This window comes from Massilia sp. BKSP1R2A-1, assembly GCF_050586525.1.
GTDB lineage: Bacteria > Pseudomonadota > Gammaproteobacteria > Burkholderiales > Burkholderiaceae_D > Telluria.
Genome location: NZ_JBOBRE010000007.1, coordinates 61,541 through 78,979, shown reverse-complemented (window position 1 = coordinate 78,979; position 17,439 = coordinate 61,541). Strand labels below are relative to the sequence as shown.

At 66.3% G+C, this 17,439-nt stretch carries 17 protein-coding genes; 14 read left to right on the top strand and 3 right to left on the bottom strand.

The window, feature by feature from the left end:
- Positions 1-159: 159 nt before the first annotated feature.
- The 9 genes from ACQ7JA_RS12515 to ACQ7JA_RS12475 all read left to right on the top strand — a co-directional run bounded on the left by ACQ7JA_RS12515 (position 160) and on the right by ACQ7JA_RS12475 (position 9,898).
- On the top strand, positions 160-849 hold the full coding sequence (locus tag ACQ7JA_RS12515; RefSeq protein WP_430898100.1) for a response regulator transcription factor: 690 nt from the start codon (positions 160-162) through the stop codon (positions 847-849).
- Between the two features lie 94 nt (positions 850-943).
- Positions 944-2,221, top strand: a complete 1,278-nt coding sequence (gene hemA / locus ACQ7JA_RS12510; protein WP_430898098.1) for a glutamyl-tRNA reductase — start codon at positions 944-946, stop codon at positions 2,219-2,221.
- A gap of 84 nt (positions 2,222-2,305) precedes the next feature.
- Positions 2,306-3,382: a peptide chain release factor 1 gene (gene prfA / locus ACQ7JA_RS12505; RefSeq protein WP_430898096.1), complete on the top strand. Its 1,077-nt coding sequence runs from the start codon at positions 2,306-2,308 to the stop codon at positions 3,380-3,382.
- Between the two features lie 187 nt (positions 3,383-3,569).
- On the top strand, positions 3,570-4,046 hold the full coding sequence (locus ACQ7JA_RS12500) for a disulfide bond formation protein B (protein ID WP_430898094.1): 477 nt from the start codon (positions 3,570-3,572) through the stop codon (positions 4,044-4,046).
- A complete protein-coding gene (gene prmC / locus ACQ7JA_RS12495; protein WP_430898092.1) occupies positions 4,043-4,870 on the top strand; it encodes a peptide chain release factor N(5)-glutamine methyltransferase in 828 nt (275 codons plus the stop codon). Before ACQ7JA_RS12500 ends, prmC begins: the two co-directional genes overlap by 4 nt.
- A gap of 72 nt (positions 4,871-4,942) precedes the next feature.
- Positions 4,943-6,712, top strand: coding sequence for a DUF885 domain-containing protein (locus tag ACQ7JA_RS12490; protein WP_430898090.1), 1,770 nt, complete (start codon positions 4,943-4,945; stop codon positions 6,710-6,712).
- A gap of 78 nt (positions 6,713-6,790) precedes the next feature.
- Complete coding sequence (gshA, locus tag ACQ7JA_RS12485) at positions 6,791-8,389, top strand: glutamate--cysteine ligase (RefSeq protein WP_430898088.1); 1,599 nt, start codon at positions 6,791-6,793, stop codon at positions 8,387-8,389.
- A 23-nt stretch (positions 8,390-8,412) separates the two neighbouring features.
- A complete protein-coding gene (locus ACQ7JA_RS12480; RefSeq protein WP_430898086.1) occupies positions 8,413-9,405 on the top strand; it encodes a histone deacetylase family protein in 993 nt (330 codons plus the stop codon).
- A 40-nt stretch (positions 9,406-9,445) separates the two neighbouring features.
- Positions 9,446-9,898, top strand: a complete 453-nt coding sequence (locus ACQ7JA_RS12475; RefSeq protein ID WP_430898084.1) for a GNAT family N-acetyltransferase — start codon at positions 9,446-9,448, stop codon at positions 9,896-9,898.
- A gap of 10 nt (positions 9,899-9,908) precedes the next feature.
- Here the strand turns inward: ACQ7JA_RS12475 and ACQ7JA_RS12470 are convergent, their stop codons facing one another.
- The 3 genes from ACQ7JA_RS12470 to ACQ7JA_RS12460 all read right to left on the bottom strand — a co-directional run bounded on the left by ACQ7JA_RS12470 (position 9,909) and on the right by ACQ7JA_RS12460 (position 12,653).
- The gene (locus tag ACQ7JA_RS12470) at positions 9,909-10,046 is read right to left on the bottom strand and encodes a hypothetical protein (protein ID WP_430898082.1); all 138 of its coding nucleotides are present in this window, start codon (positions 10,044-10,046) and stop codon (positions 9,909-9,911) included.
- Positions 10,047-10,216: 170 nt separating this feature from the next.
- On the bottom strand, positions 10,217-10,657 hold the full coding sequence (locus ACQ7JA_RS12465; protein WP_430898080.1) for an FKBP-type peptidyl-prolyl cis-trans isomerase: 441 nt from the start codon (positions 10,655-10,657) through the stop codon (positions 10,217-10,219).
- Positions 10,658-10,775: 118 nt separating this feature from the next.
- A complete protein-coding gene (locus ACQ7JA_RS12460; protein WP_430898079.1) occupies positions 10,776-12,653 on the bottom strand; it encodes a potassium transporter Kup in 1,878 nt (625 codons plus the stop codon).
- 165 nt (positions 12,654-12,818) lie between these two features.
- Between ACQ7JA_RS12460 and rarD the strand changes: the two genes are divergently transcribed.
- The 5 genes from rarD (at position 12,819) to ACQ7JA_RS12435 (ending at position 17,393) form a co-directional block, all read left to right on the top strand.
- On the top strand, positions 12,819-13,697 hold the full coding sequence (gene rarD / locus ACQ7JA_RS12455) for an EamA family transporter RarD (protein WP_430898077.1): 879 nt from the start codon (positions 12,819-12,821) through the stop codon (positions 13,695-13,697).
- Between the two features lie 67 nt (positions 13,698-13,764).
- On the top strand, positions 13,765-15,432 hold the full coding sequence (ettA, locus tag ACQ7JA_RS12450) for an energy-dependent translational throttle protein EttA (RefSeq protein WP_430898075.1): 1,668 nt from the start codon (positions 13,765-13,767) through the stop codon (positions 15,430-15,432).
- Positions 15,433-15,609: 177 nt separating this feature from the next.
- The gene (locus ACQ7JA_RS12445) at positions 15,610-16,143 is read left to right on the top strand and encodes an REP-associated tyrosine transposase (RefSeq protein ID WP_430898073.1); all 534 of its coding nucleotides are present in this window, start codon (positions 15,610-15,612) and stop codon (positions 16,141-16,143) included.
- Positions 16,144-16,247: 104 nt separating this feature from the next.
- Positions 16,248-17,048, top strand: a complete 801-nt coding sequence (locus ACQ7JA_RS12440; RefSeq protein ID WP_430898071.1) for an acyltransferase family protein — start codon at positions 16,248-16,250, stop codon at positions 17,046-17,048.
- Positions 17,049-17,054: 6 nt separating this feature from the next.
- Positions 17,055-17,393: a hypothetical protein gene (locus ACQ7JA_RS12435; protein ID WP_430898069.1), complete on the top strand. Its 339-nt coding sequence runs from the start codon at positions 17,055-17,057 to the stop codon at positions 17,391-17,393.
- The last annotated feature ends 46 nt before the right edge of the window (positions 17,394-17,439 follow it).

Below are 17,439 nucleotides of genomic sequence, written 5' to 3'. Positions count from 1 at the left end.
AGTGTAGCAAGAGCCTGCCGGTCCCATTAACACAACAGAACATTAGTTCCAAATGTAAATTCTAAGTTTTTCCGTAGCACTATTTTGTGAAAGTCTGATATATTCGGTTTCACCTTGTAGGAGTCTTCCTACATAGGCAACCTGACCAGTAGATGCCCCATGAAGATTGCCGTTCTGGAACAAGACCGTAGCCAAGCAGAATTGATCTGCCAGGTGCTGAGCGCTGCCGGCCACAGCTGCCAACCCTTTGACAGCGCGAAAGAATGCCTCGGCCAGCTGCGCAAGGAAAACGCGGACATGCTGATCATGGACTGGAACGTGCCGGACATGGAAGGCGCGGAAGTACTGCGCCGCGCCAAGGAAAAGCTGGCCTCCAACGCGCCCACGGTCTTCCTGGTCGGCAGCAATGCCGAGGACGACATCATCGAGGGCGTCACCGCCGGCGCCGACGATTACCTCGTCAAACCGCTGCGCCGCGGCGAGCTGGTGGCCCGCGTCTCGGCCCTGCTGCGCCGCGCCTATCCGTCCCAGAACAGCGCCGAGCAACTGCAGTTCGGTCCCTTCACCTTCGAAACCCGTCCGGGGCGCCTGCTCAAGGATGGCTCGATCATCGACGTGACCCAGAAGGAATTCTCGCTGGCGCTGCTGTTCTTCCGTAACATCGGCCGCCCGCTGTCCCGTGCCTACATCCACGAATCCGTGTGGGTCCGCGACACCGACGTGCCCTCGCGCACCATGGACACCCACGTTTCGCGCGTGCGCAACAAGCTGAGCCTGCGTCCGGAGAACGGCTTCCGCCTGGTGCCGGTCTACAGCTACGGCTACCGACTCGAGAAGCTGGGCGCTTGACAACAGTGGCCGCCGGCCCCGGCGGTCCGCTGAAACCCTTTCCGCAGAAGGGTATAATGGGTGCATACGCTCACCCGTTGAACCGACTTTCCCAATGCAACTGCTCGCCGTTGGCCTGAATCACACGACCGCTCCGGTCTCGCTGCGCGAGCAGCTGGCGCTCGCGCCCGACCAGCTGGGCCGGGCGGTGCAGGCGGCGCGCGGCTGGTTCGCGCGCCAGGGTTCTTCAACAAACGGCGACGAAGCCGCCATCCTCTCGACCTGCAACCGCACCGAGATGTATGCGGCCAGCGACATCGCCAATCCGCTCGACGCCTCGGCCCAGTTCCTGGCCCACTACCACGCCCTGAATTTCGCCGAGCTGCGTCCGCACCTGTACATGCTGCCGCAGGACAGCGCCGTGCGCCACGCCTTCCGCGTCGCCTCCGGGCTCGATTCGATGGTGCTGGGCGAGCCGCAGATCCTGGGCCAGATGAAGGACGCGGTGCGCACCGCCGAAGAAGCCGGCGGCCTGGGCACCTACCTGCACCAGCTGTTCCAGCGCAGCTTTGCGGTCGCAAAAGAGGTGCGCAGCACCACCGAGATCGGCGCCCACAGCGTCTCGATGGCCGCCGCCGCGGTGCGCCTGTCGCAGCGCATTTTCGACCGCATCGCCGACCAGCACGTGCTCTTCATCGGCGCCGGCGAAATGATCGAGCTGTGCGCGGCCCACTTCGCGGCCCAAAATCCGAAATCGGTCACCATCGCCAACCGCACCATGGAGCGCGGCGAGCTGCTGGCCACCCGCTACAACGGCAGCGCGATCCGCCTGGCCGAGCTGCCCGAACGTTTGCACCAGTTTGACATCGTCATCTCCTGCACCGCCTCGACCCTGCCCCTGATCGGCCTCGGCCTGGTGGAACGCGCCGTGAAAGCGCGCCGCCACCGTCCGATGTTCATGGTCGACCTGGCCGTGCCGCGCGATATCGAGCCGGAAGTCGCGCGCCTCGACGACGTGTTCCTCTACACCGTGGACGACCTCGCGCAGGTGGTCCAGACCGGCATGGAAAGCCGCCAGGCCGCCGTGGCCCAGGCCGAAGCCATCATCGACGCGCGCGTGCAATCCTTCATGAGCTGGGTGGGCGACCGCGCCGTGGTGCCGGTCATCCGCGACCTGCACGAATCCAGCGAGGCCCTGCGCCTGGCCGAACTCGAACGCGCCCGTAAACTCCTGGCGCGCGGCGACGACATCGACGCCGTGCTCGAAGCGCTGTCGAAAGGCCTCACCGCCAAGTTCCTGCACGGCCCGCAACAGGCCCTGCACCATGCCCAGGGCGACGAGCGCGCCCGCCTGGCAGCCCTGCTGCCGCAGCTGTTCCGCGGCCGCCGTTAGCGGCCATCCTCCTTTCGCCGTGCGCTTTTTTCTGAAAAGCGTGTCCCGGCCGCCTTGCGGCTACCCGAATCTACCGAGCACCCCATGAAACCATCCATGCTGGCCAAGCTGGACCAACTGGCCAACCGACTCGTCGAACTGGACGAACTCCTGATGTCCGAAGGCGCGACCGCGAATATGGACAGCTACCGCAAGATGACGCGCGAGCACGCCGAGCTATCGCCCCTGGTCGCCCTGTACAAGCAGTACGGCGCGGCGCAGGACGACATCCTTGCCGCCCAGGAGATGGCGCAGGATCCGGAAATGAAGGAGTTCGCACAGGACGAGATCGAGGATGCGAAAGCGCGCCTGGCCGCCCTCGACCTCGAGCTGCAGAAGATGCTGCTGCCAAAGGACGCGAACGACGAGCGCAACATCTTCCTCGAGATCCGCGCCGGCACCGGCGGCGACGAATCGGCCCTGTTCGCCGGCGACCTGCTGCGCATGTACACCCGCTTCGCGGAACGCATGCGCTGGCAGGTCGAAGTGGTGTCCGAATCGCCCTCGGACCTGGGCGGCTACCGCGAAGTCATCGTGCGCATCATCGGCAACGGCGTGTACTCGAAGCTGAAGTTCGAGTCCGGCGGCCACCGCGTGCAGCGCGTGCCGGCCACCGAGACCCAGGGCCGCATCCACACCTCGGCCTGCACGGTCGCCGTGATGCCGGAAGCCGACGAGGTCGAGGACGTGAACATCAATCCGGCCGACCTGCGCATCGACACCTACCGCGCTTCCGGCGCCGGCGGCCAGCACATCAACAAGACCGATTCCGCGGTGCGCATCACCCACCTCCCGACCGGCATCGTGGTCGAGTGCCAGGACGACCGCAGCCAGCACAAGAACAAGGCCCAGGCCCTGAAGGTGCTGGCGGCGCGCATCAAGGACGTGCAGCTGCGCGAGCAGCAATCGAAGGAGGCGGCCACCCGCAAGAGCCTGATCGGCTCGGGCGACCGCAGCGAACGGATCCGCACCTACAACTTCCCGCAGGGTCGCCTGACCGACCACCGCATCAACCTGACCTTGTACAAGCTGGACTTCATCATGGATGGGGATCTGTCGGAGCTCACCAATGCGCTGGCAGCGGAACACCAGGCCGAACTGCTGGCCGCACTCGGCGATTGATGTAGGGTGGGCGGTCCTCCGCCCACGCGTTCAATCGGCCCGTGAACAATCGCGTCGCATCCGTTCTTGCGGGAGTTGAACGCGCGGTCGGCAGAGCCGACCACCCTGCGTTAAGCACCGATTAAGTGGTCTCGCAGCCTTCATGCGAGAATGACCCGTCCCGAACAACACCCATAAGAACCCGACGATGCTGCCCTCCACCCGCCAGATCCTGTTCGCCATCTCCTCGATCAGCTTCGCGCTGATCGCGGTCGCCCTTTATCTCCAGCACATCCTGGACATGATGCCCTGCCCGCTGTGCGTGATCCAGCGCTACATGTTCCTGGCCATCGGCGTGTGCACCCTGGTGGCGGCGATTAGCGGCAAGGTCCGCGAAGGCACGATCCTCGCGCTGCTGGCGGCGATCGGCGGCCTGGTCACGGTCGGCAAGCACCTCTACGTGATCGCCAACCCGGGCTTCAGCTGCGGCATCGACCCGATGGAGACCATGCTCAACAAGATCCCGACCGCCGAGTACCTGCCCTGGCTGTTCCGCGCCAACGGGCTGTGCGAAGGCGCCACCGATTCGCTGCTGGGCCTCGCGATCCCGCAATGGTCGGCGGTCTGGTTCGTGATCCTGACCCTGCTGCTGGCCTTCGTCCTGCTGCGCAAGAAACCCGCATGAGCTTTACGATCGACGCCGGCGCCAGCGTCAAGCGGCTGCAGGCCGCAATGCCCCTCGATGCGCTGGAAAACCGCATCCTGCTCTGCCACGCCCTGGGCCTGTCGCGCGTCGGCCTGATCACCCAGTCCGAACGGGCACTTACCGAAGAAGAAGCCGGGCGCCTGTCTGCCCTGGTGCAGCGCCGCCTGGACGGCGAACCGATCGCCTACATCGTCGGCGAACGCGAGTTCTTCGGCCTGCCCTTCAAGGTCTCGCCGGCCGTCCTGATCCCGCGCCCGGACACCGAACTGATCGTCGAACTGGCCCTCGAGCGCCTGCCGCAGGGTGGCCGCATGCTCGACATGGGCACCGGCAGCGGCGCCATCGCGGTCGCCTGTGCTCACAGCCGCCGGGACGGCGGCGTGACCGCCCTCGACCTCAGCGAAGACGCGCTCGAGGTCGCGCGCGCGAATGCCGCCGCCAACGGCGTGCAGGTGCGCTTCCTGCGCAGCGACTGGTTCGGCGCCGTCGGCGACGAACGCTTCGCACTGATCGCCTCCAATCCGCCCTACATCGCCTCGCACGACGAGCACCTGTCCCAGGGCGACCTGCGCTTCGAACCCGCCGGCGCCCTGACCGACCATGCCGACGGCCTGTCGGCCCTGCGCACCATCGTCGACGGCGCCCCCGCCCACCTGCTGCCTGGCGGCTGGCTGCTGCTCGAACACGGCTACGACCAGGCCGAGGCGGTGCGCGCCCTGTTGGCCGCGCGCGGCTTCGCCGAGGTGCAGAGCTGGCGCGACCTGCCCGGTATCGAACGGGTCAGCGGCGGCCGACTGGCCTAGCCTGCGCGGCGCTTCGGGTGGTCTTGTTAAAATGGCCACTCTGCCAACTTTTATCCGCCCTGCGTGCGCCGCATGCGTAAACTGTTCGCCTCGATCGTCCTGCTTGCACCTGTCGTGTGCGCCGCCGCCGACACCGCCTCGCCCGAGGCGCGCCGCCTGTTCGAGCGCGAGTGGCAGTGGCAGCTGCGCCAGCAGCCCGAGTACGCGACCGGCATCGGCGAGCACCGCTACGACGCCTACCTGAGCGATACCTCACTCGAGGCGAGAGCGGCCACGCTCGAGCATGCGCGCCAGGCCCTGCTCGATGCGCGGAAAATCGACCGCGAGCAGCTCGGCCAGGAAGACCAGCTCTCGCTGGACCTCTTCATCGCCGCGCGCGAGCGCCAGCTGGCGGCGGGCGCCTTCACCGCCTTCGATCCCCAGCCGATCAGCGCCTGGGACGGCCTGCAGCTGCGCCTGCCGCGCCTGGTCGCCCAGATGCCGTTCGTTACCGAGGCCGACTACCGCAACTACCTCGGCCGCGTGGATGCCCTGCCCGCCCACGTCGACGGCCTGATCGAACAGATGCGGGCGGGGATGCGCGCCGGCTGGACGGCGCCGAAGGTCGTGCTCGAACCGGTCCCGGCCGCCCTGCACGCGCTGCACGAGAACATCGCCGCAGGCCCCTTGTTCGCGCCGTTCCTGCGCATGCCCGCTGCGATCGATGCGGACACCCGCGACGCGCTCCTCGTCGACGGCATCTCGTCCCTGGCCAGGGCGGCCGCCAGCCTGCACCGGCTGGACAGCTTCCTGCGCGAGGAATACCTGCCCGCCGCGCGCGACACCATCGGCGCCGGCCAGCTGCCGAACGGCGCCGAGTGGTACGCCTTCCTGGTGCGCACCAGCACCGGCACCGCGCTCGCCCCAGGCGAGGTCCACGCGATCGGCCTGAAGGAAGTCGCGCGCATCCGCGCCCAGATGGCCAGCCTGGTGCCGCGCACCGGCTTTCGCGGCGACCTGGCGCGCTTCCTGGTGTTTGCGCGCAGCGACCCGCGCCTGTTCCCGAAGGACGCGGAAAGCCTGCTGGGGCGCTACGCCAAGGCCGTGGCGCGCGCCCGGGCCAGGCTGCCGCGGGTCGTCACGGCGACCCCCGAAGCCGGCCTCGCGGTCAAGCCCATGTCGCAGGAAGGTCCGGGCCAGCCGGTCGCCTATTACGAGGGGGGCAGCAGCGAACGCACGGCCGCGCTGGTAGTGAACGTGTCGCAGCTTGCGACGCGGCCGCTGTGGCAGGTCGACAGCGTGGCCCTGCACGAAGGCCTGCCCGGCCACCACCTGCAGGTGGCGCGCGCGCAGATCCTGAACCTGCCGGCCTTCCGCCGCCACGGCTGGTTCGATGCCTACGGCGAAGGCTGGGCCACCTATGCCGAAGGGCTGGGCGAGGCGCTCGGCTTCTTCGGCGACCCCTTCTCGCGCTTCGGCCGGCTCAACGAAGAGATGCTGCGCGCCGCGCGCCTGGTGGTGGACACCGGCATCCATGCGCAAGGCTGGTCGCGGCGCCAGGCGATCGACTACCTGAACGCCAACACGGCCAATCCACCGCAGGACAACGAGGCCGAGGTCGACCGCTACATCGCGCGGCCGGCGCAGGCGCTGGCCTACAAGATCGGCCAGCTGCGCATTGTGGAACTGCGCGAGATGGCGCGGAAGCGCCTGGGGGCGCGCTTCGACCTGCGCCGCTTCCACGACGCCATCCTCGGCGGCGGCGCGCTGCCGCTGGACCTGCTGGGACGCCGGGTCGAGGCCTGGATCGTGCGCGAAAAAGAGGCAGCTGCAGCCGTCGCCACGGCCGCCAAGCCGGAATGAGGCGGTCCCCGACGCGCTCCGCGTTTTTCGGTTACTCTCTGCTCCAATCCGCATTGGCAGTATAAGAAAGGAAACACCGTGTCGAACCAACTCCAACGCCGCCTCGCACTGCTCGACGACGACGACCACCGCGCCCTGCTTGGCCAGGGCCTGCGTGGCATCGAACGCGAAACCCTGCGCGTGGACCGGCAGGGCCACCTGGCGCGCACCCCGCACCCGGTCAAGCTCGGTTCGGCACTGACCCATCCGCTCATCACCACCGACTATGCCGAAGCCCTGCTGGAATTCATTACCCCGGCCGAGCATGACATCTCGCTGGCCCTGAACCGCCTGGACGCCATCCACCGCTTCGCGCATGCGCGCATGCCCGAGGAGATCCTGTGGAGCGTGTCGATGCCGGGCGAGCTGCCGCCTGAAGAAGACATCGAGATCGCCTGGTACGGCAGCTCGAACATCGGCATGCTCAAGCACGTCTACCGCCGCGGCCTGGCGCTGCGCTACGGGAAGGCGATGCAGTGCATCTCGGGCATCCACTACAACTACTCGCTGCCGGAAAAGCTGTGGCAGCTGATCGCCGCCAGCGAAGGCATCGTGGAAGAGCGCCGCAACGCCCTGCGCGACTTCCAGTCCGAGAGCTATATCGCGACGATCCGCAACTTCCGCCGCTACAGCTGGCTCCTGATGTACCTGTTCGGCGCCACCCCGGCACTGACCACCAGCTTCCTGCGCGGCCGCCCGCACGGGCTGGAAACGCTGTCCGATGACACGCTCTACCTGCCTTACGCGACCAGCCTGCGCATGAGCGACCTGGGCTACCAGAACGACGCCCAGGCCGGCCTGCGCCCGCACGAGAACAGCCTGGAGAGCTACGTCACCAGCCTGATGGCGGCCGTGAACACGCCCTACGAACCCTACCAGGCGATCGGCACCAAGAAGGATGGCGAGTGGGTGCAGCTGTCCACCAATGTGCTGCAGATCGAGAACGAGTACTACTCGACGATCCGTCCGAAGCGCGTGATCCGTACCGGCGAGCGTCCGGTGCAGGCCCTGTGCAACCGCGGCGTGCAGTACATCGAGGTGCGCTGCCTGGACGTCGATCCCTTCGAGCCGGTCGGCATCAGCCTGGAGACCGGCCGCTTCCTCGACGCCTTCCTGCTCTTCTGCGCGCTGGAGGAAAGCCCGATGATCAGCGCCCATGAGAGCCAGATCCATGCCCGCAACTTCGCGCGCACCGTCAAGGAAGGCCGCCGCCCGGACCTCACGCTGACCCGTGACGGCGCCGAAGTCCCGCTGAAGCACTGGGCGCTGGAACTGATCGAACGCATCCGCCCGGTGGCCGAGCTGCTGGACGTGGAGCACAACGAAAGCGGTGTGCACGCAAGTTCACTCGGCCTGCAGAAGGCCAAGATCGACAATCCGCTACTCACCCCGTCGGCGCGCGTGCTGGACGAGATCCGCGCGCTCGGTTCGGCCAGCGCCTTCGGCCTGCGCCAGAGCGAGCTGCATGCGGCAAGCTTCCGCGACAGCCCCCTGATGCCGGCCGAGGAAGCGCTGTTCGAAGAAATGGCCGCGCATTCGCTGGCCGAGCAGGACAACATCGAGAAGACAGATACCGGCAGCTTCGACGACTTCGTCGCGGCCTACAACAGCAGCACCCTGTGCGGTAACCACCACTAATCCTGCGCCGAACGGGGGAGCCCGTGCTCACCTTCTACAACGAACACCACGCGCTGGCCGGCCGCGCGCACGCCGAGGCCCTGGGTCCGGTGCTGTCCGCCCTCGAGCGACGCGGCCTGGGACGCATCGTCACCCCGCATGGCGTGCCGCTGGTGTCGCTGGAGCGGGTGCACACGCCGCGCTACCTGCATTTTCTCCGCACCGCCTGGAGCGAGTGGCTGGCGCGCGATCCGCAGAACGCCAGGCGCGAGCTGCTGCCTGCGAACTGGCCGGTGCGCGGCATGCGCGAGGACGTCGAACCACTGGACCTGCGCGCCCGCGCCGGGCTGTATTCCTCGGATACCCGCACCCCGCTCACGGCCGGCAGCTGGACCGCCGCCAAGACCGGCGCCGACTGCGCGGTGAATGCCGCCCATGCGCTGCGCGTGGGCGAGCGCGGCAGCTTCGCCCTGACCCAGCCACCAGGGCGCCACGTGGGCGCCGACTGGTGCGGCGGCGGCGGCTTCCTGAACAATGCCGCACTGGCGGCCCAGCACCTGCTGGACGACGGCCTGCAGCGCGTCGCCATCCTCGACCTCGGGCCCCATCACGGCCACGGCACCCAGCACATTTTCGACAAACGCGCCGACGTGCTGTTCGCCTCGATCCACCTCGACCCGCAGGCCGCCTACCCCTGGTATGCCGGCCACGCCGGAGAAACCGGGGCCGGGGCGGGACTGCATCACACCATGAACCTGCCGCTGGTTGCAGGCGCCAGCGGCGCGGCGTGGTTCGCCGCGCTCGAAACGGGCTGCGTCAAGCTGGCCATGTTCCGTCCCGAAGCCCTGGTGATCTCGCTGGGCGGCGACCTGGGCGCCCACTTCGCCCTCGACGGCGGCGACTTCCTGCGCATCGGCGAACGCATCGCCCACCTCGGCCTGCCGGCCGCCTTCGTCTTCGAGGGCCTTGGCCACGTGGATGCCGCCGCCGGCACCCACCTGGTGAACGTCCTCGAAGGCTTCGAAACCGCCGCCTGACCGCAGCCCCCGCACTCCCCGCAACCCATCCACACGCATCATGATCGACTGGCAGCTCTCCCATTTCAACGACCTCACTCCCGCCGACCTGTACGAGGTCCTGGCCCAGCGCCAGGACGTCTTCATCCTCGAGCAGACCTGCCTCTATCCCGATATCGACGGCCTCGACCCGGTAGCCCACCACCTGCTCGGCTGGCGCACGGTCGACGGCAAGCGCCAGCTGGCGGCCTACCTGCGCATCCTCGGCCCCGGCGTGAAGTACGAAGAGATGTCGCTGGGCCGCGTCATCACCGCAAGGGGCGCGCGCGGCGGCGGCGCGGGCCGCGCCCTGCTGGCGGAAGGCATCGCCTGCGCCGAGCGCCTGCATCCGGGCCACCGCATCCGCATCGGCGCCCAGCAGTACCTGGAAAAGTTCTACCAGGGCTTCGGCTTCGAAACCGTCTCCGCGCCTTACGACGAAGACGGCATCATGCACATCGACATGCTGCGCTGAGGCCGCGTACCTAGCGCGACCAGCGTCCGGCCGCGCACACGACGAGCGCGGCCAGCAGGAGCCAGCCGTCCGGGGCAATCCGCGATGCCGGCGCCGCGACCTCCTGGCAGCTGCCGGGCATGGCGCCCGGGGCTGGCGTGGCGGACACCGCGCTAGTTGACAGGAAAATGAGTAGTAGCAAGGCGCGCATGGCAGGAACCCGGATGACCGAAACCCAGCAGCATCGGCCATGCGGCCCCGGCAGCGTATGCGCCAGCGCAGGCGTGCGCGCGAAAAAAAACCGGGGCACGGGCCCCGGTTCCTGTGAAGCGAATCCGCTTACTGCACGCTGTTCAGGACGATCTCGAAGACCAGGCCCGAATTGCCCGGGATCTTCGGCGGGCTGCCGGCCACGCCATAGCCCAGGCTCGACGGCACTTCGACGGTGCGCTTGCCGCCGACCTTCATGCCGGTCACGCCCTGCTCGAAGCCCGGAATGACGGCATTGGTGCCCAGCTTGAAGCTGAAGGGACCGGTTTCCATCTGGGCGCCCTTGTGATCGGCCTTGGCGGCATCGTACAGCCACAGGGTGTAGGTCACGTTGACGGTCTTGCCGCTCACCGCTTCGGCGCCGGTGCCGACGGTGTTGTCGGTCTTGGTCAGGGTGGCCGGGCTGCTGACCGAGGTATTGCCGCCGGGGGAGTCGTCACCGCCGCCGCCGCAGGCGGTCAGGCTCAACACGGCAACGAAGGCGGCGATCAGGGGAAACTTCAGCTTCATGGAACAATCCTTGCGAGGTAGGTACGGGAAGTGACGGGTAAAAAGTTAATACAACGTAACCCCGCACCTTACCTCAGCCATACGTCTACGTGTGTACGGCGATTGTATTTTTTTGTATTCAGATCTCGACCTGCGTGCCGAGCTCGATGACCCGGTTCGGCGGAATCTGATAGTAGTCCGCCGCCGCCCGCGCATTGCGCGACAACATCGCGAACACGTGCTCGCGCCACGGCGCCATGCCGCGGCCCGGCGTCGAGATCACGGTCTGGCGCGCGATGAAGAAGGACGTCTCCATCATCTCGAAGGTGAGGCCCAGGCCGGCGCACTGGCGCAGGATGCCCGGAATGTCGGGCTCGTCCTTGAAGCCGTACTGCACATTGAGCTGGAAGCAGTTGTGGCCGAGCTCGACCACCTCGACCTGTTCCTCCACCGGCACCCAGGGCTCCTCGCGGATGTGCACCGTGAGGAAGACCACGCGTTCGTGCAGGACCTTGTTGTGCGAGAGGTTGTGCAGCAGGGCGTGGGGCACGCCGTCGCTTTCCCCGCGCAGGAACAGGGCGGTGCCGGGCACGCGCGCCGGCGGCGCCACGAACAGCGATTCCATGAAGGCTTCCAGCGGGATCGCATGCTTTTCCAGGTTCTCGAAGACCAGCTCGCGTCCGCGCTTCCAGGTCAGCATCAGGGTCAGCAGGATGGTGCCCAGCAGCAGCGGGAACCAGCCGCCATGCAAGAGCTTCAGCGTGGTCGAGGAGAACAGCATGATGTCGATTACCAGGAAGAAGCCGGTCGCGCCCAGGCAGACGGCCAGCGGCAGGTGGAAGCGGTAGCGGGTCACGAAGAAGGTCAGGATGGTGGTGGCCATCATGGTGGCGGTCACGGCGATGCCGTAGGCGCCGGCCAGGTTATCCGAGGAACCGAAGCCGATCACCGCGATCAGGACGACGGCCAGTTGCAGCCAGTTCACGGCCGGGATATAGATCTGGCCGATCTCGCTTGCCGAGGTGTGCAGGATGCGCATGCGCGGCAGCAGGCCCAGGGCGATCGCCTGCTTGGTCATCGAATAGGTGCCCGAAATTGTCGCCTGCGAGGCGATCACCGCCGCCATGGTCGACAGGATCACCAGCGGAATCACGCTCCAGGTGCCGAGCTGGTGGAAGAAGGGATTCTCGACCGCATCCGGCTGCATGATGAGCAGGCCCCCCTGGCCCAGGTAGTTCAGCACCAGGGCCGGGAAGGCGATCAAGAACCAGGCCATGCGGATGGGTTTACCGCCGAAGTGGCCCATGTCGGCGTACAGGGCTTCGGCGCCGGTAATCGCCAGCACCACCGCGCCCAGCGCCACGAAGGCGAGCAGCTTGTTGTCCAGCATGAAACGCAGCGCGTGATACGGGTTCAGCGCGTTCAGGATCACCGGCGCTTCGATGATGTTGATGATGCCCATCACGGCCAGGGCCAGGAACCAGACCAGCATGATGGGACCGAAGAAGCGGCCGATGCCGGCGGTGCCGTGGCGCTGCACGCTGTACAGGATCACCAGCACCAGCACGGCCAGCGGCACCACGTAGCGCGACATGCCCGGCGCCGCCACTTCCAGGCCCTCGATCGCGCCCAGCACCGAGATCGCCGGCGTGATCACGCTGTCGCCGTAGAACATGGTCGCGCCCAGCACGCCGATCACCAGCAGCGGGAAGTGCCAGCGCGACTGCTTCGTGACCGAGTTGGTGGCCAGCGCCATCAGGGCCATGATGCCGCCCTCGCCGCGGTTGTCCGCGCGCAGGACCAGCGTGACGTACTTGAGGGAGACGATGACGGTCAGGGCCCAGAAAATCAGGGAAATGACGCCGAGGATGTTGGGGGTGGTGAGGGGAAGGCCGTGTTCCTCGTCGAAGATCGCCCGCAGCGTGTACAGGGGGCTGGTGCCGATGTCGCCGTAGACGATGCCGATGGCTGCCAGCGTCAGCGCCGCGACGCTGCTCTTCTTGTTTTCAGGGCTCAAGGTTGCACCATTGTTTTGTTCTGGTGCGGCGCACCATAAAATATCGACAAGAAAATTGCAAGAACATTTCGTTAGTCATCATACACCTGTGCAAAATCGACCAGCGCCAGCAGGGAAATTGCGCATCTGGGATAATGTCAACCCAGCAATCCATCCCCTCTTCCCATGCGCGCCGGTATTCTGTCCGCGGCCCTCGCCTTCCTGTGCTGGGGCCTGTTCCCCATTTATTTCCACGCGCTTGGCGATGTGCCGCCGATGCAGATCCTGGCGCACCGGGTGCTGTGGTCGCTCGGCTTCCTGCTGGTCGTGCTGCTCGTTATGCGCCAGTGGAAATGGCTGGCCCTGGTGCGCCAACCGAAGGTGTTCTGGAGTTTCGTCGCATCAAGCTTCCTGCTCTCGGCCAACTGGCTGGTCTATATCTGGGCAGTGAAGAACGGCCACGTGCTCGACGCCAGCCTGGGTTACTTCATCAACCCGCTGGTCAACATCATGTTCGGGTTCCTGCTGCTGAAGGAACGCATGCGGCCCGCCCAGTGGTGCGCGATCGCGATCGCCGCGCTGGGCGTGGCCTGGCTCACCTGGCAGTCGGGTACGGTGCCCTGGATCGCCCTGTTCCTGGCGGCATCCTTCGGCGGCTACGGCCTGCTGCGCAAGACCGCGGCGCTGGGCGCGCTCGAAGGCCTGTCCTTCGAGACCATGGTGCTGTTTCCCTTCGCGGCCGGCTACGTGGTGTGGCTGACCCTGCACGGCGAGAATGCCTTCCTGAACGCTCCCTCGGACACGACCCGCTGGCTGCTGGTCGCGGCTGGACCGACCACGGCAATCCCGCTGCTGCTGTTCGCCAGCGGCGCGCGCAAGATCCCGCTATCCATCCTTGGACTGCTGCAATACCTGTCGCCGACCCTGCAATTCCTGCTGGGCGTCTGGCTGTTCCACGAGGCCTTCAACAGTACGCGCGCGGTCGGCTTCGTGATGATCTGGGCCGCGCTCGCGCTGTTTGCCGGCGAAGGCCTGTGGCGCAGCCGGCTTGCAAACAAAACCTGACAAAAACCTGTGTCCGGAACGGGTTCTGTCGTATCCTGTGCACCTTAAACAACACCAGAGTCAAAGCATGGCCAATTACGTCTATACCATGAACCGCGTGGGCAAAATCGTCCCGCCAAAACGTCAGATTCTCAAAGATATTTCGCTGTCCTTCTTCCCGGGTGCGAAGATCGGCGTGCTGGGCCTGAACGGCTCGGGCAAGTCGACCCTGCTGAAGATCATGGCCGGCATCGACACCGACATCCAGGGCGAAGCGCGCCCGATGCCGGGCCTGAACATCGGCTACCTGCCGCAGGAACCGCAGCTCGACCCGGAAAAGACCGTGCGCCAGGAAGTGGAATCGGGCCTGGGCGAAGCTTTCGAGGCGCAAGCCAAGCTGGAAGCCGTCTACGCCGCCTATGCGGAAGAAGACGCGGACTTCGACGCCCTCGCGAAAGAACAGGAGCGCCTCGAATCGATCATCGCCGCGGCCGACGGCGGCAACCTGAACCTGCAGATGGAAATGGCCGCCGATGCACTGCGCCTGCCGCCCTGGGACCAGAAGATCGGCGTGCTGTCGGGCGGCGAGAAGCGCCGCGTGGCACTGTGCAAGCTGCTGCTGAGTAAGCCTGACATGCTGCTGCTGGACGAACCGACCAACCACCTGGACGCCGAGTCGGTCGAGTGGCTGGAGCAGTTCCTGCTGCGCTTCCCGGGCACCGTGGTGGGCATCACCCACGACCGCTACTTCCTCGACAACGCCGCCGAGTGGATCCTGGAACTGGACCGCGGCCACGGCATCCCCTGGAAAGGCAATTACTCCTCCTGGCTGGACCAGAAGCAGGCGCGCCTGAAGCAGGAAGAAGCGACCGAATCGGCACGCCAGAAGGCGCTGGCCAAGGAACTCGAGTGGGCGCGCCAGAATCCGAAGGCGCGCCAGGCCAAGTCGAAAGCGCGTCTGGCCCGCTTCAACGAGCTGAGCGAATACGAATACCAGAAGCGCAACGAGACCCAGGAGATCTTCATCCCCGTGGCCGAGCGCCTGGGCAATGAAGTCATCGAGTTCAAGAACGTCTCGAAGGCTTTCGGCGACCGCCTGCTGATCGACAACCTGTCCTTCACCGTGCCGCCGGGCGCCATCGTCGGCATCATCGGCCCGAACGGCGCCGGTAAGTCGACCCTGTTCAAGATGATCGCGGGCAAAGAGCAGCCGGACAGCGGCGAGGTCAAGATCGGCCAGACCGCGAAGGTTTCGCTGGTCGACCAGAGCCGCGACGAACTGGCCAACAACAAGACCGTGTTCGACGACGTCTCCGGCGGCGCCGACATGCTGAGCGTGGGCCGCTTCGAGATGCCGTCGCGCGCCTATCTCGGCCGCTTCAACTTCAAGGGTTCGGACCAGCAGAAGGTGGTCGGCAACCTGTCGGGCGGTGAACGCGGCCGCTTGCACCTGGCCAAGACCCTGCTGCAGGGCGGCAACGTGCTGCTGCTGGACGAACCGTCGAACGACCTGGACGTCGAAACCCTGCGCGCGCTGGAAGATGCCCTGCTGGAATTCGCCGGCAGCGTGATGGTGATCTCCCACGACCGCTGGTTCCTGGACCGCATTGCGACCCACATCCTGGCCTTCGAAGGCAATTCGCAGGTCACCTTCTTCGACGGCAACTATCAGGAATACGAGGCCGACAAGAAGAAGCGACTGGGCGAAGAAGGCGCCAAGCCGAAGCGTATCCGCTACAAGCCGCTCACTACCTGAGTACGCTTGGCAGAACGCCAAGTGCTTGTTCCAAAAGGAAAAACCCCGCGCATGCGGGGTTTTTTATTTCCGGAAATGGAACGTCGTCGGATAAACACCATGTGTAGAATCGCCCGGATTGGGCCAGTAGGCCGGCGATGCCTGTTGCCGCAAACGCGGCGTGGGCAGACGGAACACATGACCGATTATTGCGACAACCGCGTCCCGGGCGGGACGTTCTTTTTCACGGTGCGCCTGCTCGAACGCGGCAGCACCCTGCTGACCGACCAATTTGCCGCCTTCGGCGAAGCGATGCGCCTGGCGCGCGTGCGCAAGCCCTTCCACGTCGACGCCTGGGCCGTGCTGCCCGACCATGCGCATGCGATGTGGACGCTGCCGCCGGGCGACCACGACTGCGCCAGCCGCTGGCGCGCCGTCAAGATCGCCTTTTCCAAGGCGCTGCGCAAGGCCTGCGTGCCGGATGCGAACGACGGCGCCATCTGGGAGCGCCACTATCAGCACTACCGGGTCGGCGACGACGATGAATACGCGGCCCTGATCGATTACACCCATACCAATCCGGTGCGCCATGGCCACTGCCTCGCCCCTGGCGACTGGCCCTGGTCTTCCCTGCACCGCTTCCTGAACGCCGGATACGCCATGCCCGGCCCCGGCCTGATCGTACCGCCCTGGGTCCACCGCCCCCAGTCGCAGGGTTTCGCCCGCCTCTAGCGTAAAAAAACGGCCTGGTGCATTGCTCGGTGGGATTGTGTGACAATGCACGCCTTTCCAATCCGTATCATGCTGGCTCGTCCCACCAGCAGTATGTGCACACCATGGCCCCTTCGACCGACACCCGGCCGAAACTCGCCTGGATCCAGGCCTTGCGCGGCATTGCCGTCATCCTCGTCGTCCTGACCCACGCGCGTTACACCTTTTCCGACACCCCGACCTGGCCCCTGGCCGAGCAGCTGCTGCGTCCCGGCGCCATGGGCGTGGACCTGTTCTTCGTGATCAGCGGCTTCATCATGGTCTACACCACCCGCCATGCGCGCGGCACGCCGGCGGAAAGCCTGGATTTCCTGGTACGCCGCTTCGCGCGCATCTGGCCGCTGTATGTCGTCGTCGTCTGCGCCTGGCTGACCGCCACCAACCGGGGCTTCGCCTGGCTCACGGACTGGCCGCAGATCAGGAACCTGCTGCTGACGATCAGCTTCCAGCCGGTCAATCTCGAACACCCGCCCTTCTTCGACGTCACCCTGCCGCTGGGTTGGACCCTGAACTTCGAGATGTACTTTTACCTGGTATTCGGCCTGTGCATGCTGCTGGGCCGGGCCCGCCTGCTGTTCGTGGCCGGCTGGATCGTGCTGACCGTGGTCGCCCTTCCCATGTTCAAGCGCGGCCTGACGCTCGACGTGCTGACCAACTTCCGCTTCTCGCTCGCCTACCTGAACCTGATGACGAGCCCGATCATCCTCGAGTTCCTGGCCGGCGTCGCAATCGGCTGGCTCTACCTGCAGGACTGGTTCATGCTGCGCTCGCAGAAGCTGGCGCGGCACCTGGTCTTCCTGGCCCTGTGCGGCGGTATCTGGGGCATTTGGAGCGGCTTGTGGAACTTCCATGGACCGACGAAATGAGGGGCGGTGGTGGCGCTCGTGGTGCTGGTCCTGGCGCTGGCAAGCAAGACGGTCATGCTGGCGCCGCCCGCCGTGCTGGTCTGGCTGGGCACGATCTCCTTCTCGCTCTACCTGAGCCACACCACCGTGTTCCTGCTGCTCGACCGCGCCGCGGCCGGCATCCGGGGCGACGCGCATGGCTGGCCCCACCTGATCGCGAGCGTGGCGATCGCCGTCTCGGTCGGCGCGCTGGTCCACCACTACCTGGAGCAGCGCCTGTCGGACCGCACGGCGGCCGGCCTGCGCAGCCTGGGCACGGCCCTGCGGCGGCTCGGAGGCATGCCGGCGGCCAAGCCCCTGGCCTGAAGCGGCTCCAGAAAAGCAAAAAGGCCCCGCGGGGCCTTTTTTCCTT

Coding starts and splice junctions, on each gene's coding strand:
- ACQ7JA_RS12490 (WP_430898090.1), top strand. CDS start 4,943: ATGCGTAAACTGTTCGCCTCGATCGTCCTGCTTGCACCTGTCGTGTGC.
- prfA (WP_430898096.1), top strand. CDS start 2,306: ATGAAACCATCCATGCTGGCCAAGCTGGACCAACTGGCCAACCGACTC.
- ACQ7JA_RS12475 (WP_430898084.1), top strand. CDS start 9,446: ATGATCGACTGGCAGCTCTCCCATTTCAACGACCTCACTCCCGCCGAC.
- ACQ7JA_RS12500 (WP_430898094.1), top strand. CDS start 3,570: ATGCTGCCCTCCACCCGCCAGATCCTGTTCGCCATCTCCTCGATCAGC.
- ACQ7JA_RS12515 (WP_430898100.1), top strand. CDS start 160: ATGAAGATTGCCGTTCTGGAACAAGACCGTAGCCAAGCAGAATTGATC.
- ettA (WP_430898075.1), top strand. CDS start 13,765: ATGGCCAATTACGTCTATACCATGAACCGCGTGGGCAAAATCGTCCCG.
- ACQ7JA_RS12445 (WP_430898073.1), top strand. CDS start 15,610: ATGACCGATTATTGCGACAACCGCGTCCCGGGCGGGACGTTCTTTTTC.
- ACQ7JA_RS12465 (WP_430898080.1), bottom strand. CDS start 10,657: ATGAAGCTGAAGTTTCCCCTGATCGCCGCCTTCGTTGCCGTGTTGAGC.
- prmC (WP_430898092.1), top strand. CDS start 4,043: ATGAGCTTTACGATCGACGCCGGCGCCAGCGTCAAGCGGCTGCAGGCC.
- rarD (WP_430898077.1), top strand. CDS start 12,819: ATGCGCGCCGGTATTCTGTCCGCGGCCCTCGCCTTCCTGTGCTGGGGC.
- hemA (WP_430898098.1), top strand. CDS start 944: ATGCAACTGCTCGCCGTTGGCCTGAATCACACGACCGCTCCGGTCTCG.
- ACQ7JA_RS12440 (WP_430898071.1), top strand. CDS start 16,248: ATGGCCCCTTCGACCGACACCCGGCCGAAACTCGCCTGGATCCAGGCC.